Raw genomic sequence first — 16152 nt, 5'->3', positions numbered from 1 at the left:
ACGGAGATCTCATGAGCAACGGAACCGTGTCCGGAAGCTGGGCGCTCCGCATCCACGCCGCGTGCGACTGGCTCTTCTGGGTCATGACGGTCAACGCGCTCTGGTATCTCTTCACGCTCGCCGGCGGCATCGTGCTCGGAGCGGCCCCGGCGACCGTCGCGGCCGCCGAGCTGACCCGGCGCCGGCTGCGCGGCGAGGCCTTCCCTGCCGTCCGCACGTTCGCGGCGGCCTGGAAGCGCGAGTTCCTGCGCGCGAACGCCGTGCTCGCCCCCGTGCTGGTGATCATCACGATCCTCACGATCAACGCGATCGGGTTCACCGGCGCCGGCACGCTCGGTCAGGCCCCCGGCATCGCCACCCTGATCGCTCTCGTGCTCGCGGTCGCCCTGCTGGCCGTGGTCGTCCCGCTGTACGTCCACTACGACCTCCCGCTGCAGGCCTACCTGCTGACGGCATCCCGCTGGATGCTGCGCAACCTCGCTCCGGTGCTGCTGCTCGTCCTCGCGGTCGTCGTGGTCGTCACCGCCAGCCTGATCCTCCCCGGCGTCATCCCGTTCCTCTCGCTCGGCGCGTGGCTCACGATCGACACCGCGCTCTGCCTCGGCTTCTTCGCGGCGAACGACCGCCAGCTCGCGGCCGCGGCCGCGACCGCCACCGGTACCGCGTCCGGTGCCGCGACCGTCACCCCGTCCGCCGCCGGCACGCGCGCCGTCCCCGTGACAGCCCGCTGACCCCCGATCCGACACCCCCGCACCCCGACACCCCCGCACCCTCGCAACAGCACGAACGAAGGAGTTCACCCATGAAGCACATCCGAAAGCTCAGCGGCCTGGCCCTGGTCACCGCGGGCGCGGTCGTCCTGGCCGGCTGCTCCGGCGCCGACGACAGCGGCGAGGCCGCCGAGCTCACGAGCCTGTCCATCATGGCGCCCTACCTCGTGACCAACGCCCCGGCCGAGGGCAACGAGATCCAGGCCGCGCTCGAGGAGATCGCGGGCGTCGACCTCGACATCACCTGGGTGCCCAACTCCTCCTACGGCGACAAGACCAACATCACCCTCGCCGGGGACGACATCCCGCAGGTCATGATCATCCAGGGCAAGGACCCGGGCTTCGTGCGCAACGCGGAGGCCGGCGCGTTCTGGGACCTCACCGACTACCTCGACGACTACCCGAACCTCAAGACGACCTTCCCCGAGGTGCAGCAGGCCGCGAGCGTCAACGGCAAGGTGTACGGCATCTTCCGCGCGCGCGACGTGATGCGCACCTCGGTGATCGTCCGCAAGGACTGGCTGGCGAACGTCGGGCTCGAGATGCCGAAGACGACCGACGACCTCGTCGAGGTGGCCAAGGCGTTCACCGAGCAGGACCCCGACGGCAACGGGGCGGACGACACCTACGGCCTGATCATCCCGAAGTGGCCCGGCGCGATCGGCACCAGCAGCCCGTACGACGTGATCGAGACGTGGTTCGGCGCCGGGAACCGCTGGACCGAGCGCGACGGCGAACTCGTGCCGAGCTTCACCACCGACGAGTGGCTGGAGGCCGTGGAGTACGAGAAGGGCCTGGTCGATGCCGGGTATGTGAACCCCGACTACACCACGTTCGACTCGGCGACCTGGAACGAGCCCTTCCTCAACGGCAAGGGCGGCATCATCATCGACGTGCACTCGCGCGCGGGTGTGCTGATGAGCCTGTTCAAGGAATCCGACCCGGAGAACTTCGACCAGTACGTCGACATCACCGGCAACCTCATCGGCCCCGACGGTGAACTCCACGCCCAGCCGACGACCGGCTACAGCGGCTTCCTGGCGATCCCGAAGACGAACGTGCGCAGCGAGGCGGAGCTGCGTGCCGTGCTCGAGGTGCTCGACAAGCTGAACTCCGACGAGGCCGGACCCGTGCTCAACAACGGCATCGAGGGGGAGACCTACACGCTCGAGGGCGACCTCGCGGTACCCGTGGACGGAGCGCCGCAGGCGCTCACCGACGCGGTGCTCAGCTACAGCCAGCTCGGCATGAACGTCACCGGGTTCCAGGGCTACCTTCCGAAGCAGGCGTCGGAGTACGAGCAGGAGATGTATGACAAGCGCAAGGAGATCGAGGCCGCCGACTACGAGCACGCGGTGATCGATGAGGCCGCCCCCTACGTCTCGACGACCTACGTGTCGAAGGGCGCGCAGCTCGACGTGATCGTCTCGGACGCCCGCATCCAGTACATCGCCGGTCAGATCGACCTCGACGGTCTCAAGGACGCGGTGGCGCTGTGGCGCAGCAGCGGCGGCGACGACATCATCGCCGAGATCAACGAGCTGAGCAGCCAGAACGACTGATCACCCGGGGGCGGATGCGCGCCGCATCCGCCCCCTCCCTCACCGTTAGGAGATCGCGTGGTCATTCTGGACAAGGCCGTCACGCAGACGGAGGCCCTCACCGTCCCGCCGCTGCGGCGCCGCCGCGGCGTACGCGTGCACTTCACCCAGTTCAAGTGGCTGTATCTGATGCTGCTGCCGGGGCTCATCTACTTCGCGGTGTTCCGCTACGGGCCCATGGGCGGCGCGATCATCGCGTTCAAGGACTACGTCCCGTTCCTCGGCATCGCGGACAGCCCGTGGGTCGGGTTCAAGCACTTCGAGGATCTCTTCGCCAGCCCGGACTTCGGCCGGATCATGGGGAACACACTGATCCTGGCGCTGCTGAGCGTGGTCGTAGCTTTCCCGCTCACGATCATCGTCGCGATCCTGCTCAACGAGCTGCGGGTCACCCTGGTCAAGCGCTCCGTGCAGACCCTGATCTACATCCCGCATTTCCTCTCGTGGACCGTGGTCGCCTCCCTGACCTACCTGCTGTTCGCCCTCGACATCGGCCCGCTCACCCAGCTCATCAACGGGATGCTGGGCACCGACACGAGCTTCCTCACCGATCCCGCGTGGTTCCGACCGATCATCGTGCTGCAGGACATCTGGAAGAACACCGGCTGGGGGACCATCATCTTCCTCGCCGCGCTCGCCGGCGTCGATCAGGAGCAGTACGAGGCGGCGATCATCGACGGCGCCGGGCGATTCCAGCGGGTGTGGCATGTCACGCTCCCCGCCATCCGCCCCACGATCATCATCCTGCTCGTGCTGCAGATGGGGCAGGTGCTGAACACCGGCTTCGAGCAGATCTACCTCATGACCAACTCCCTCAACCGCCAGGTCGCCGACGTCTTCGACACCTACGTCTACTTCATGGGCATCACGCAGGGCAGCTACAGCTACAGCACCGCGGTCGGCCTGTTCAAGGCCGTGGTCGGCGTCGTGCTGATCTTCGGGGCGAACTGGCTCGCCAAGCGCTTCAACCAGACGGGAATCTTCTGATGGCTCGCGAGAAGTACCGGTTCAACACCCCCGGCGGTCGGGTCTTCGATGTCGTCAACGTCGTGCTGCTCTCCGCGATCGGCATCGTCGCCCTCATCCCGTTCGTGTACGTGATCGCCGGCTCCTTCGCCACCGAGCTCGAGCTCGCCACCCGCTCGTTCTTCGTGTGGCCCGAGACCTTCAGCCTGCGCGCCTACGAGTCGATCCTCACGAGCCCGACGTTCCTGCGCGCCATGGTCACCACGATCGCCGTGACCGCGGTCGGCACGGCGCTGCAGCTGTTCCTCACCGCGTCGATGGCGTATCCGCTCTCCAAGGGCAACCTTCCGGCGCGACGCACACTGCTCTCGCTGATCGTGTTCACGATGGTGTTCTCCGGCGGCATGATCCCGACGTTCCTCGTCGTGAAGGATCTGGGCCTGCTCGACACGTACTGGGCGCTGATCCTGCCGCTCGCGATCAACCCGTTCAGCCTCATCATCATCAAGAACTTCTTCGAGCAGCTCCCGGGCGAGCTCGAGGAGTCGGCCAAGATCGACGGCGCGAACGAGATGCAGGCACTGTGGAGCATCATCCTGCCGCTCTCGAAGCCGGTGCTCGCGACGTTCGCGCTGTTCTACGCGGTGGGCATCTGGAACGACTTCATGTCGCCGCTGCTCTACCTCAACGACAACTCGATGTGGACGCTGCAGATGTTCCTCCGCCAGGTGACCGTCGCGACCGACCTGTCGATGCTGGAGGCGGATCCGAACCAGATGCCGCCGGCGCAGGGCATCAAGTTCGCCGTGATCGTGGTGGCCACGCTGCCGATCCTGCTGTTCTACCCGTTCCTGCAGAAGCACTTCGCGAAGGGGATGCTGATCGGCTCGGTGAAGGGGTGAGCACGCTGCTCCACGCCAATCCGCTCGCGACCCCGCGCGACCTCTCGGACTGGGTCGCGGAAGGGCCGGTGCGCGCGACCGAGGGCGAGGGCGGGGTGCTCCTCGCCGGCGGTGGGGGCATCGACGAGCACTGGACCCTGTGGTGTCCCGAGGTGTTCGGTGACCGCATCCGCATCACCTGGGAGATGTCGCCGCGTGCGGAACCGGGACTCGCCATGCTGTTCTTCGGGGCCGCGGCCGTCGGGGGCGGGGAACTCTTCGACGCCGGACTCGCGCCGCGCACCGGCGCCTACCCGCAGTACCACTCCGGCGACATCCGCACGCTGCACGTGTCGTACTTCCGCCGTCGATGGGAGGACGAGCGCGCGTTCCACACGTGCAACCTGCGCAAGTCGCCCGGCTTCCATCTCGTCGCCCAGGGCGCCGACCCGCTCCCCGGAGTCGCCGACGCGCGTGAGGAGTTCTACCGTGTGAGCGTCGTCAAGGATGCCGCGCGCGTGACCTTCGCGATCGACGACCTCGTGCTCTTCGACTGGACCGATGACGAATCCACCGGACCGCGTGTGCGCGAGGGCCGGATCGGGTTCCGCCAGATGTCTCCCCTGATCGCCTGCTACCGAAACCTCGAGGTGCATTCGCTATGACCGCTCCCTCTGCTCCGACCGCCGCGACGACCGTGCCGCTGCGCTGGCTCGACGACGCGGCGCCCGAGGCGCTGCCCTCGGGCGTCACCTGGGGGGCGCCGCTGCCGCGCGGCCGCGTCACCACGGTCGCAGACCTCCGGCTGCGCCGCGACGGCGAGGTCGTGCCGGCGCAGTTCTGGCCGCTCGCGACCTGGCCCGACGGATCGGTGAAGTGGACGGGGGCGGCGCTCGGCGCCACGGACCACGGCGCCGCGACGGACGGGCGGGGCGGTGACGGTGCGTACGAGATCGTGGCGGATGCCGCGGCCGAGGCGCCCGTGCACGCGCACCCGGTGCGCGTGCACCGGGTCGCCGACCGGGTGACCGTCGACAACGGCGTGCTCACCCTGCAGATCGACGCACCGTTCGCGGGCGGGATGTCGGAGGAGGGTGCAGGCGACACGCTCGTCCGGCGGATCACGCGCGGCGGAGTCGCGATCGCCGAGGACATCCGCCTGGTGAGCCTGCGGCAGGACACGATCGCGGACGACGGCGGCAGCGCCCCTCGGGGGCACTTCCGCTCGCGGGTGTCGCTCGTGGAGGTCGAGCAGGACGGCCCGATCCGGGCTGTCGTGCGCATCGAGGGGGTGCACCGTGCGGAATCGGGTGGCCGGGAGTGGCTGCCGTTCGTGGTGCGGCTCGTGGTGGCCGCCGGTTCGGCCGAGGTGCGCCTCGTGCACACGGTCATCTGGGACGGCGACGGCGAGGCCGACTTCCTCGCCGGACTCGGCGTCAGGGCGGAGGTTCCGCTGCGCGCCCCGCTGCACGATCGGCACGTGCGCGTCGCCGGCGCGGACGGCGGGTTCTTCGCCGAGGCGGTGCGCGGCCTCACGGGGCTGCGCCGTGACCCGGGTGCCGGGGTGCGCGCCGCGCAGATCCGCGGAGAGGCCACGCCGCCGACCGCGGAGTGGAACCCGGAGGTGTCGGAGCGGCAGGAGCTGATCCCCGCCTGGGGCGACTTCACGCTCACTCAGCTCAGCGCCGACGGCTTCGGCATCCGCAAGCGCACGGCGCCCGGCCACGCGTGGGTCAGCGCGGGAGCCGGCACCCGGGCGGAGGGGTTCGTCTCGGTCACCGATCCCGGTGGCGGCTTCGGCATCGGGGTGCGCGGGTTCTGGCAGTCGCACCCGGGGCAGCTCGACATCCGGGCGGCGGCGTCGGAGCGCGCCGAGGTCACCGCCTGGCTCTACGCCCCCCAGGCCCCGCCGATGGACGTGCGGTTCTACCACGACGGTCTCGGTCAGGAAGACTTCGCGACGCAGCTCGAGGGGCTCGAGATCACCTACGAGGACTACGAGCCGGGCTTCGGCGACGCGCACGGGGTCGCACGGACGCACGAGCTCACCCTGTTCGCCTACGCCGAGACCCCGAGGATCGACCGCCTCGCCGACGACGTCGCCCGACTGCAGGCCCCTCCGCTGCTCCAACCCACGCCCGCGCATCTCGACGCCGTCGGCGTGTTCGGCGACTGGAAGCCGATCGACCGCTCGACGCCGCTGCGTGCCGAGATCGAGGACAGCATCGACTTCCTCCTGGACTTCTACCTCGGGCAGATCGGGCAGCGCAGCTGGTACGGCTTCTGGGACTACGGCGACGTCATGCACGCCTACGACCCCGACCGGCACGTGTGGCGCTACGACGTGGGCGGCTACGCCTGGGACAACAGCGAGCTCTCGCCCGACCTCTGGCTCTGGTACTCGTACCTGCGCAGCGGCCGTGCCGACGTGTTCCGTCTCGCCGAGGCGATGACCCGGCACACCGGCGAGGTCGACGTGTACCACCTCGGGCGCTGGAAGGGCCTCGGCTCACGGCACAACGTGCAGCACTGGGGATGCAGCGCCAAGCAGTTGCGCATCAGCAGCCCGATCTACCGCCGCATCTTCCACTACCTGACCGCCGACGAACGTGTCGGCGATCTGCTCACCGAGCTGCGCGACAGCGACCAGCGCTTCCTCGACACCGACCCCACCCGCAAGGTGCGCACGGATGCCGCGACCTATCGGCCCGACCGCGCGGCGCTCGCCGTGGGACTCGGCACGGACTGGGGAGCACTGGCGGCGACCTGGCTCACCGACTGGGAGCGCACGGGAGATACGCGCTCGCGTGATCGGTTGCTGGGCACCATGGCCGACATCGGGGCGCTTCCGCACGGGTTCCTCACGGGGGAGGCGCTGTACGACCTCGACACAGGCCGGTTCGACACGAGCCGCGACCGGATCTCGGTGTCGCATCTGAGCGCGGTGTTCGGGCTCGTCGAGGTGTGCAGCGAGCTGATCGACCTGGTGGACGTGCCGGGGTTCCGCGAGGCCTGGCTCGACTACTGCCGGCTGTACCTCGCCACCCCCGAGGAGCAGATCGCGGCGGTCGGCGCCCCTCTCACCGGCATCCACCTCGAGCAGGCGCACAGCCGGCTCACCGCCTACGTCGCCGCGAGCACCGACGATCCGCAGCTCGCGGACCACGCGTGGGAGGCGTTCGAGGGCGTCGGTGAATGGCTCGTGCACCGGCGCGACTTCACGCTGCGCCGGATCGACGTGCCCCACGTGCTGAACCCCGTGGACGAGGCCCCCAGCGTCTCGACCAACGACGCCGCCCAGCACGGCCTGGCCGCGATCCAGAATCTCGCCCTGATCGGGCACCGGTTGCGCTGACGCGCCGTGGGCGCGGGATCACAGACCGCGCGGGATCACAGACTGCGCTGACGCGGGCCGCGGGGGGCGGTCCGCGTCAGCGCGCTGAGTCGGGGGTCAGCCGCCGAGGGCGGCCGACACCACGGCGCGGGCCTCGGCCTGCACCTCGGCGAGGTGCTCCGGCCCGCGCAGGCTCTCGGCGTAGAGCTTGTAGACGTCTTCCGTGCCGGAGGGACGCGCGGCGAACCAGGCGTGCTCCGTCTGCACCTTCAGGCCGCCGATCGCCGCCCCGTTGCCGGGGGCGTGCGAGAGCTTGGCGGTGATCTCCTCGCCGGCGAGCATGGTCGCCGAGACCGATTCGGGGGCGAGCTTTCCGAGCGTGGCCTTCTGCTCCGGCGTGGCGGGCGCGTCGACTCGCTGGTAGGCGGAGGAGCCGAACGCGGTCTCGAGCTCGGCGTAGCGCTCCGACGGGGTCTTGCCGGTGACCGCGATGATCTCGGCGGCCAGCAGGCACAGCAGGATGCCGTCCTTGTCGGTCGACCACACGGTGCCGTCCTTGCGCAGGAACGAGGCCCCGGCGGACTCCTCGCCGCCGAAGGCGACGGAGCCGTCGAGCAGACCCGGCACGAACCACTTGAAGCCCACCGGGACCTCGAGCAGGCGGCGGCCGAGCGACTCCGCGACGCGGTCGATGATCATCGACGACACCAGGGTCTTGCCGATCGCGGCGTCCCGCGGCCACTCGGCGCGGTGCGAGAACAGGTAGTCGATCGCGACGGCGAGGTAGTGGTTCGGGTTCATGAGTCCGGCATCCGGGGTCACGATGCCGTGCCGGTCGGCGTCGGCGTCGTTCCCCGTGAGCACGTCGTAGTCGCTCTTCTTCGCCACCAGCGAGGCCATCGCCGACGGGGAGGACGGATCCATGCGGATCTTCTCGTCCCAGTCGAGGGTCATGAAGCGCCAGGTCGGATCGACCTCGGGGTTCACGACCGTGAGCTCGAGGTCGTGCATCTCCTTGATCAGCGCCCAGTACTCCACGGAGGCGCCCCCGAGCGGATCGGCGCCGATCCGGACACCGGCCGAGCGGATCGCGTCGATGTCGATGATCGAGGGGAGGTCGCGCACGTACGCGTCGCGGAAGTCGTAGCCGGTGATGGCGTCCCAGTCCACGTCGGCGAAACGCAGGCGCTTCACGCCGTCGAGACCGTTCGCGATGAGCTCGTTCGCCCGGTCGGCGATCCACCCGGTCGCATCGGTGTCGGCCGGCCCGCCGTGCGGGGGGTTGTACTTGAAGCCGCCGTCGCGCGGCGGGTTGTGGCTCGGGGTGACCACGATGCCGTCGGCGAGACCGACGTGCGACTCGCCCGCACCCTGGGCCTGATCGCCCGCACCCTGAGCCTGACGAAGGGCGCGGTTGTGGGTGAGGATCGCGTGACTGAGCGCCGGGGTCGGCACGTACGAGTCGCGGGAGTCCACGCGCACGTCGACGCCGTTGGCCAGCAGCACCTCGATCGCGCTGCGCTCCGCGGGGAGGGAGAGGGCGTGCGTGTCGCGCCCCAGGAACAGGGGGCCGGTGATGCCCTGCGACGCCCGGTAGTCGACGATCGCCTGCGTCGTGGCGAGGATGTGGTTCTCGTTGAAGCTGCCCGAGAGCGACGAACCACGGTGGCCGCTGGTGCCGAAGGCGACACGCTCGGCCGCGACATCCGGCCGAGGAATGCGGTCGTAGTAGGCGGCGATCAACTCGTCGACGTCGATGAGGTCAGTTTCCTCCGCGGGGAGGCCGGCACGGCTGGTCATGCAGACAGTCTGCCCCCGATCGCGCCGGAGGCGAAACTTCGGTTTCCCCCTGTGCGCGGAGGGCTAAGGTGAAACGCGTGACTGAACGCCGCACCTACAGCTATCTCGGACCCGCCGGCACCTTCACGGAGGCGGCGCTCGAGCAGGTCGCGGAGGCCCGTGGGCAGGACTGGCGTTCCGTGCACAACGTCGGAGAGGCGCTCGCCGACGTCCTGGAAGGGCGCAGCGACGCCGCCATGATCGCGATCGAGAACTCGATCGAAGGCGGGGTGTCCACCACGCAGGATGCGCTGGCGACGCTGCCCGGACTGCGGATCATCGGCGAGTACCTCGTGCCGGTGAACTTCGTGCTCGTCGCCGCGCGCGGCACCACCCTCGACCAGGTGCAGGTCATCGCCGCCCACCCGGTGGCATACGCCCAGTGCCACGGCTGGCTCGGCGCACACGTGGCGTCCCACTCCCACGTCCCTGCGGCGAGCAACGTCGCCTCGGCCATCGGCGTGCTCGACGGATCGCTCCCTGCGCAGGCGGCGATCGCCGCCCCGGGCATCGTGAACCACTACGACGTCGACGTGCTCGCCGAGGGGATCGGCGACAACGCGCAGGCCGTGACGCGCTTCGTGCTCGTGACGCGCACGACCACCCCGCCGGCTCCGACCGGCGCCGACAAGACCTCGCTCATCGTCGAGCTCCCGCACGACCACCCCGGTTCGCTCCTGGAGATGCTCGAGCAGTTCTCGACGCGCGGCATCAACCTGTCGCTGATCGAGTCCCGTCCGATCGGCGACGAGCTCGGCCGCTACCGCTTCGTGATCGACGCCGACGGCCACATCGAGCACGAGCGCATGGCGGACGCCCTCCTCGGCATCCGCCGCTTCAGCCCCCGCGTGGTCTTCCTCGGCTCCTACCCGAGAGCGGACCGCCAGATCGTGCACTACCCCGAGCGCTACGCCGACGACGTGTTCGTCGAGGCGCGCGACTGGCTGCGCGGCATCCTCTCGGGCGAACCGGTCGAGTAGCCCGCGGGGTCGCTCCGCGGCTCCGTGCTTGTCGCGGCTCAGTGCTCCTGGAACATCGGCCACGCGCTGCCCGGCGTCATCCGCGCATGCAGGGCCCCCTTGGCGGACGCGAGGCTGGGGTAGGTGCCGGCTGCGGCATCCGCTCCCGCCATCGTGACCTGATAGCCCTCATCGTCGTGCCGGATGCTGCCGGCGACACCGTTGGTGCCGTAGGCGACCCAGAGTGCGAGTGTCCTGGTCGTGCCACTGGTCGTGGTGCTCATCGTCGAACCCCCTTCTTCTGCTCGTGAGGGTACGCCCCTCGCGCCCCGATGACCAGGGGTCTCGCGCCGCGCTCACCCGTCTCAGAGGGCGGCGGCGACGAGCTCCAGCGTCTGGGCGCGACCGGATGCCGAGTCCAGGGGTTCGGCATCATGGGCACCGGCGACGGGGGAGAGCATGACCTCTTCCACGCCGTAGCGCGTCGCGAACTCCCGCACCTCGGCGGCGACGGATTCGCCCGTGCCGACGAACCAGCGCGAGCGGGCGCCCTGCACGACCTGCTCGGTCGCCGCATCCGCTTCCGCCGCGGTGGCGGCTGCGGCCTCTTCCACCGTCTCGAGGGCGGTGAGGGGCTTGTTCAGTCGCAGGCGGGCCATCATCCGCAGCTGCGGCAGCGCGCGCGCCTCGGCCTCGTCCGCGGTCGGGGCGGCCACGGCGTTCACGGTGAGGAAGGTTCGCGGTTCCGGGTTCTCCTCACTCGGCTGGTATCCGGAGCGGTACAGGTCGAGCGCACGTTCGAGCCCCTGGCCCGAGAAGTGGTTCGCGAACACGTAGGGCAGCCCCTGCGCCGCGGCGAGCTGAGCGGAGTAGTCGCTCGACCCCAGCAGCCAGACCTGAGGGGCGCCGATCGCCGCGGGGGTCGCGTGCACGGTGTACTCGCCGCCCGAGGTGAAGCGCAGGGTCGCTCCCTCGCTCGAGACGAGCGCGGAGATGTCCTGCACATGGCGGGGGAACTGCTCGACGTCGCTGGTCGTGCCCGCCTGGCGCAGCAGCTGCGTGATCACGGGGTCGCTGCCGGGGGCGCGGCCGAGGCCGAGGTCGATGCGGCCCGGGGCGATCGCCTCCAGGGCCGCGAACTGCTCCGCGACGATGAGCGGAGCGTGGTTGGGCAGCATCACGCCGCCGGATCCGAGGCGTATCCGCTGCGTGCGTGTCGCGGCGGCGGCGATCAGCACGGGAGGCGTGGTCGAAGCCACTGCGGGCATGTTGTGGTGTTCCGCGAACCAGTACCGGCGGTAGCCGAGCCGATCGGCGATCTCGGTGAGGGAGAGGGAGGACCGGATGGCCTCGGCACTGGTCTGGCCGGTTCGCACCGGGACGAGGTCGAGGACGGAGAGAGCGACGTCATTCATCCCCGGATGCAACCGCGCGGGGTGGCGTCGCATTCCCGCCGCGCCTCGGGGCCGACACGGACGGCGACGAGGGAACGGCAGCGGGGAGGGGCCGGGTTCGCGCCGGCCCCTCCCCGGTGATCAGGCGTCGATCGCCTGACGATGGTCGACCGACTCCACCGTGATCTTGCGCGGCTTCGCCCGCTCGCTCACAGGGATGATCACCGACAGCACGCCGCTCTCATAGGAAGCGCTGATGCCGTCGAGATCGACGCCCTCGCCGAGCGTGAACTGGCGCAGGAACGAGCCGGCGCCGCGCTCGCGGGCGAGCCAGCGCACTCCCTCGCGCATGTCGGCGGTGCGCTGCGCGCGGATCGTGAGCTGCGCACCGTCGAGATCGACGTCGATCGAACCCGGGTCGGCGCCGGGAAGGTCGGCGTGCAGGATGTAGCGGTCGCCGTCGCGGTACAGGTCCACCGGCATCAGCCGGGGTGCGCGGCCGGAGTCCAGCACGCTCGCGGCGAAGCGGTCGAGGTGACTGAACGGATCGAAGGTGAGTGCCAAGGGTGTCTCCTTTCGTGCGGCCCTGTCGGGCGATGATCGGATGCAGGTTATCTGCATCACGTGACGTATATTTTTTATAGAACGAACTCGGATCTTCTGCAAGTCGAACAAAGGAAACTGTCAGCATGGCTCAGCGGGACTCGAAGACGCCGCTGTACGGCATCGCCGTCGCCGCGCAACTCGTCGACCTGCCCGAGGCGACGCTCCGACTGTTCGAGAGCAGAGGGCTCCTGCAGCCCGCTCGCAGCGACGGCGGAACCCGGCGTTACAGCGACGACGACATCGACCGCCTCCGCCGGGCGGCGCAGCTGCGCAGCGACGGACTGAACATCGCGGGCATCGGCCGGGTGCTCGACCTCGAAGACGAGAACGCGGGCCTGCGCGAGGCGCTCGACGAGGATTAGCCGGCGCCGCGCCGCTACGATTCCCCCATGGAAGCAGGCATCTTCTACGTCCTCGTCGGAGCCGTCGCGGTGGCGGCATTCGCCCGGTGGCGCGGGTGGCCGGCGCCGCTGCTCGTGACGGTGGTGGCGCTCGCGGCATCCTTCCTCCCCTTCGCGCCCGACCTCGACATCGACGGGCACCTGCTGCTGAGTCTCGTGCTGCCGCCGCTGCTCTACTCGGCCGCGCTCGATGTGTCTTTCGTGGGGTTCAGACGCAGCCTCCCGCAGATCCGGCGCCTGGGCATCTGGCTCGTGCTGCTCACGGCGATCGCGGTCGGCTTCGTCGCCTGGTGGATCATGCCCTCGCTGACCCTGCCGGGCGCACTCCTGCTGGGGGCCATCGTGGCGCCGCCGGATGCCGTGTCCGCGGCGGCGATCGGCCGCAAGCTCGGGCTGCCACGCCGCATCATGACGGTGCTGTCGGGGGAGAGCCTGATCAACGATGCGACCTCGCTCACGCTGTACCGGGTGTTCGCGACGATCCTCGCCGGAGCGACGGTGTCGGTGTGGGACGGCATCGGCCAGTTCCTGCTGGCGGTCGCGATCGGCGTCGTGATCGGGCTTGTGTACGGCGTCGTGCTGCACCAGCTGCGCATGCGCATCAGCGACGCGGTCGTGATCGGAACGGTCGGGCTGCTCGCGCCGTTCGGCGCCTACGCGATCGCGGAGCACCTGCTCGGATCGGGCGTGCTCGCGGTCGTCGCCATGGGCCTCTACGTCGGGTTCAATTCTCCCCGCACCGACTACACGACCCGGCAGCAGGAGAAGCCGCTCTGGCTCTCCGCCGACCTGCTGCTGGAGAGCTTCGTGTTCGCGTACATCGGCCTGCAGTTCCCGCGCGTGCTGCGCGACCTCGGCAGCGAGTCGGTCTCCCAGATCCTCCTGCTGTCGGGTGCCGTGCTGCTGGTCGTGCTCGTCGTGCGTCCGCTGTACATCTTCCCGACGAGCGCCTGGGCCAACCGTCAGGACCGACGGCGGCTCGCGCGGTGGGACCGCGAGGTCGCGTCAGGAGAGTTCGAGAAGCGTCGGGGCCGGTCGCGCCGCTGGCGGAGGTTCACGGCCGAAGAGCTGCGGACGCACATCGTCCGTGAGCAGATGGCAGGGCTGCAGCTCACTCCCAAGGACAGTGCGGTCATCTCCTGGGCGGGCATGCGGGGCGTCGTGACGCTCGCGATCGCGCTCGCCGCAGCAGACCTGGCCACGCTCGGGGCGGAGGCCTCGCATGCGATCGTGGTGGTGGCCTTCGTCGTCACGGTGGGCACCCTGCTGCTGCAGGGGCTGACGCTGCCGATGTTGATCCGCCGCCTCGGGATCGAGGGTGACGTGGATCACGAGGAGGACGAGAGGGCGCTCGCCGCGGTCAGGGAGAAGACCCGCGAGGCGGGCAAGGCATTCCTCGCCGAGAAGCGCGTGGAGTGGGAGGCGAAGTACGGCGCCGTCGACCTCGGGATCTTCGACGCGTTCACGAAGCGCATGAGTCGGGTCGAGAAGGACGCGGATGCCGCGCAGGAGGTCGAGGATGCCGTGCGACGCCCCTCGTACGACGACCTGGTGTCGCTGTCGCGGGGCTGGCTCAAGGTGCGCCGCGAGATCCTGCTGCAGGAGCGCGACGCGGGCGAGATCGACGAGGAGCTGATGCGCGAGCTGATCGCCGCGATGGATGCCGAGGAGCTCGCCCTCGACACCCGCGGCGCGACGCGCCCGCCGCCCCGCTAGCCCCTGTTCCCTTCCTCCGAACCGTCGAGCGGCCCCTTTCTGTTCGACCGGCCCCTTTGTAGCTGCACAAAGGGGGCCGGGTCGTACGAAAAGGGGCCGCTCGGCGGAGGTGGGTGAGGCGGGAGGTGGGTGAGGTCAGCGCGTGGAGGCGGGCTCCGGAGCGCTGTCCTGTGCATCGGCGTCGGCGTCCGCGTCGTCGGCGAAGGGCAGGCCCTCGCGGGGAGCGTTGTAGAGCTCGAGGTTCAGGATGCCCTCGCGCTTGGCCACGATCGCCGGGATGAGCGCCTGACCCGCGACGTTCACCGCGGTCCGGCCCATGTCGAGGATCGGGTCGATCGCGAGCAGCAGTCCGACGCCCTCCAGCGGCAGACCCAGGGTCGACAGCGTGAGCGTGAGCATCACGACCGCGCCGGTGGTGCCGGCCGTGGCGGCGGAACCCACGACCGAGACGAGCACGATCAGCAGGTACTGCACGAAGTTCAGCTCGATGCCGAAGAACTGCGCGACGAAGATCGCGGCGATGGCGGGGTAGATCGCGGCGCAGCCGTCCATCTTCGTCGTCGCGCCGAACGGCACGGCGAACGAGGCGTAGGAGCGGGGCACACCGAGGTTGCGCTCGGTCACGCGCTCCGTGAGGGGCAGCGTGCCGATCGAGGAACGGCTGACGAAGGCCAGCTGCACGGCGGGCCACACGCCCGAGAAGTACTGCTTGATGGACAGTCCGTGCGTCTTGACCAGGATCGGGTAGACGACGAACAGCACCAGCGCGAGGCCGGCGTAGACCGCGATCGCGAACCAGCCGAGGGCCGCGAGCTTCTCCCAGCCGTACTTGATCACGGCGGCGCCGATCAGGCCGAAGGTGCCGATCGGGGCGATGCGGATGATCCACCACAGCACGCGCTGGATGACCTTGAGCAGCGACTCGGTGAACGCCAGGAACGGCTCGGCCTTCTTGCCCGCCTTGAGGGCGGCGATGCCGACAGCGACGGCCACGACGATGACCTGCAGGATGTTGAAGTTGACGCTCGAGGAGAACGTGCCCTCGGCGGCGCCGGGGTTCGTGCTGACGCTCAGTCCGAGGAAGTTCTGCGGCACGAGACCGAGCAGGAAGTTCCACCAGGTGCCGACCGTCGACGGCTCGCCGGCCTCGAGCCCCTCACCGGCGCGGTTGCCCGGCTGGATCACGAGGCCGAGCACGATGCCGATGCTCACGGCGATGAACGCGGTGATCGCGAACCACAGCAGGGTCTGTCCGGCCAGGCGCGCCGCATTCTGCACGCGGCGCAGGTTCGAGATGCTCGCGACGATGGCGGTGAAGATCAGCGGCACGACCGCCGCGCGCAGCAACGTGACGTAGGAGCTGCCGATCGTGTCGAGGGTCGCGGACAGGCCGTTGGGGTTGTCGGCCGTGGCACCGAGCTGGCGACCGATGAGGCCGGCGGCGATGCCGAGGATGAGGGCGGCGATGATCTGGAAGCCGAACGAGGTCAGCAGCTTCCGGATCGGCCCGCGGGTGTCTGGCGCCTTCTGGGCGCGCGCGGTAGTACTCATGGTGGGGAACTCCAGGGAATATCGCGGCGCACCCGAATGCGCGCCATAACGCACAACGCTACGAGTGCCGATTCATTCCGAGGGCGGAGATGACGAAGGATGACGGATGCTGTCCGCATCCGTCATCCTTCGTC

General features: G+C 69.6%; 14 protein-coding genes. 9 read left to right on the top strand and 5 right to left on the bottom strand.

Features of this window, described 5'->3' with window-relative positions; all coding sequences use genetic code 11:
• Positions 1–11: 11 nt before the first annotated feature.
• From ACWA14_RS13670 to ACWA14_RS13645, 6 genes are all read left to right on the top strand, one after another.
• Positions 12–731 carry a DUF624 domain-containing protein gene (locus ACWA14_RS13670; RefSeq protein WP_463794486.1) on the top strand — a complete coding sequence of 240 codons (720 nt, stop codon included), beginning with the start codon at positions 12–14 and terminating at the stop codon, positions 729–731.
• A 71-nt stretch (positions 732–802) separates the two neighbouring features.
• On the top strand, positions 803–2332 hold the full coding sequence (locus tag ACWA14_RS13665; RefSeq protein WP_463794484.1) for an extracellular solute-binding protein: 1530 nt from the start codon (positions 803–805) through the stop codon (positions 2330–2332).
• 57 nt (positions 2333–2389) lie between these two features.
• Positions 2390–3358, top strand: a complete 969-nt coding sequence (locus tag ACWA14_RS13660) for an ABC transporter permease (RefSeq protein ID WP_463794482.1) — start codon at positions 2390–2392, stop codon at positions 3356–3358.
• Complete coding sequence (locus ACWA14_RS13655; protein WP_463794479.1) at positions 3358–4239, top strand: carbohydrate ABC transporter permease; 882 nt, start codon at positions 3358–3360, stop codon at positions 4237–4239. Before ACWA14_RS13660 ends, ACWA14_RS13655 begins: the two co-directional genes overlap by 1 nt.
• On the top strand, positions 4236–4883 hold the full coding sequence (locus tag ACWA14_RS13650; RefSeq protein WP_463794476.1) for a DUF1961 family protein: 648 nt from the start codon (positions 4236–4238) through the stop codon (positions 4881–4883). Before ACWA14_RS13655 ends, ACWA14_RS13650 begins: the two co-directional genes overlap by 4 nt.
• A complete protein-coding gene (locus ACWA14_RS13645) occupies positions 4880–7573 on the top strand; it encodes an exo-rhamnogalacturonan lyase family protein (protein WP_463794474.1) in 2694 nt (897 codons plus the stop codon). The genes ACWA14_RS13650 and ACWA14_RS13645 overlap by 4 nt, the downstream gene beginning before the upstream one ends.
• Before the next feature lie 96 nt (positions 7574–7669).
• Here ACWA14_RS13645 and pgm read toward each other — a convergent pair whose 3' ends face one another.
• On the bottom strand, positions 7670–9352 hold the full coding sequence (gene pgm / locus ACWA14_RS13640; RefSeq protein ID WP_463794472.1) for a phosphoglucomutase (alpha-D-glucose-1,6-bisphosphate-dependent): 1683 nt from the start codon (positions 9350–9352) through the stop codon (positions 7670–7672).
• Positions 9353–9420: 68 nt separating this feature from the next.
• Between pgm and pheA the strand changes: the two genes are divergently transcribed.
• Positions 9421–10371, top strand: coding sequence for a prephenate dehydratase (gene pheA / locus ACWA14_RS13635; protein WP_463794469.1), 951 nt, complete (start codon positions 9421–9423; stop codon positions 10369–10371).
• 38 nt (positions 10372–10409) lie between these two features.
• Here the strand turns inward: pheA and ACWA14_RS13630 are convergent, their stop codons facing one another.
• The 3 genes from ACWA14_RS13630 to ACWA14_RS13620 all read right to left on the bottom strand — a co-directional run bounded on the left by ACWA14_RS13630 (position 10410) and on the right by ACWA14_RS13620 (position 12308).
• Entirely contained in the window at positions 10410–10634 is a 225-nt protein-coding gene (locus tag ACWA14_RS13630; protein WP_463794467.1) for a methyltransferase, read from the bottom strand.
• 81 nt (positions 10635–10715) lie between these two features.
• Positions 10716–11765 carry an LLM class flavin-dependent oxidoreductase gene (locus tag ACWA14_RS13625; RefSeq protein ID WP_463794464.1) on the bottom strand — a complete coding sequence of 350 codons (1050 nt, stop codon included), beginning with the start codon at positions 11763–11765 and terminating at the stop codon, positions 10716–10718.
• Between the two features lie 120 nt (positions 11766–11885).
• Positions 11886–12308, bottom strand: coding sequence for an Hsp20/alpha crystallin family protein (locus ACWA14_RS13620; RefSeq protein WP_463794462.1), 423 nt, complete (start codon positions 12306–12308; stop codon positions 11886–11888).
• Positions 12309–12433: 125 nt separating this feature from the next.
• Here ACWA14_RS13620 and ACWA14_RS13615 point away from each other — a divergent pair, with 125 nt between their 5' ends.
• Together ACWA14_RS13615 and ACWA14_RS13610 are read left to right on the top strand one after the other, a co-directional pair.
• Positions 12434–12712, top strand: a complete 279-nt coding sequence (locus ACWA14_RS13615; RefSeq protein ID WP_463794460.1) for a MerR family transcriptional regulator — start codon at positions 12434–12436, stop codon at positions 12710–12712.
• 27 nt (positions 12713–12739) lie between these two features.
• A complete protein-coding gene (locus ACWA14_RS13610) occupies positions 12740–14467 on the top strand; it encodes a cation:proton antiporter domain-containing protein (RefSeq protein WP_463794458.1) in 1728 nt (575 codons plus the stop codon).
• 135 nt (positions 14468–14602) lie between these two features.
• Here ACWA14_RS13610 and ACWA14_RS13605 read toward each other — a convergent pair whose 3' ends face one another.
• On the bottom strand, positions 14603–16018 hold the full coding sequence (locus ACWA14_RS13605; RefSeq protein ID WP_463794456.1) for a dicarboxylate/amino acid:cation symporter: 1416 nt from the start codon (positions 16016–16018) through the stop codon (positions 14603–14605).
• Positions 16019–16152 lie beyond the last annotated feature (134 nt).

The organism is Microbacterium sp. TW_SC_2 (assembly GCF_055361165.1).
The sequence above is the reverse complement of the archived record's forward strand: the minus strand, read 5'-3'. Positions and strand labels throughout refer to the sequence as shown.

What these genes read in the sequence shown, in the direction of transcription:
- ACWA14_RS13670 (WP_463794486.1), top strand. Translation starts at nt 12, where the DNA reads ATGAGCAACGGAACCGTGTCCGGAAGCTGGGCGCTCCGCATCCACGCC.
- ACWA14_RS13665 (WP_463794484.1), top strand. Translation starts at nt 803, where the DNA reads ATGAAGCACATCCGAAAGCTCAGCGGCCTGGCCCTGGTCACCGCGGGC.
- ACWA14_RS13655 (WP_463794479.1), top strand. Translation starts at nt 3,358, where the DNA reads ATGGCTCGCGAGAAGTACCGGTTCAACACCCCCGGCGGTCGGGTCTTC.
- ACWA14_RS13645 (WP_463794474.1), top strand. Translation starts at nt 4,880, where the DNA reads ATGACCGCTCCCTCTGCTCCGACCGCCGCGACGACCGTGCCGCTGCGC.
- pgm (WP_463794472.1), bottom strand. Translation starts at nt 9,352, where the DNA reads ATGACCAGCCGTGCCGGCCTCCCCGCGGAGGAAACTGACCTCATCGAC.
- ACWA14_RS13630 (WP_463794467.1), bottom strand. Translation starts at nt 10,634, where the DNA reads ATGAGCACCACGACCAGTGGCACGACCAGGACACTCGCACTCTGGGTC.
- ACWA14_RS13625 (WP_463794464.1), bottom strand. Translation starts at nt 11,765, where the DNA reads ATGAATGACGTCGCTCTCTCCGTCCTCGACCTCGTCCCGGTGCGAACC.
- ACWA14_RS13615 (WP_463794460.1), top strand. Translation starts at nt 12,434, where the DNA reads ATGGCTCAGCGGGACTCGAAGACGCCGCTGTACGGCATCGCCGTCGCC.
- ACWA14_RS13610 (WP_463794458.1), top strand. Translation starts at nt 12,740, where the DNA reads ATGGAAGCAGGCATCTTCTACGTCCTCGTCGGAGCCGTCGCGGTGGCG.
- ACWA14_RS13605 (WP_463794456.1), bottom strand. Translation starts at nt 16,018, where the DNA reads ATGAGTACTACCGCGCGCGCCCAGAAGGCGCCAGACACCCGCGGGCCG.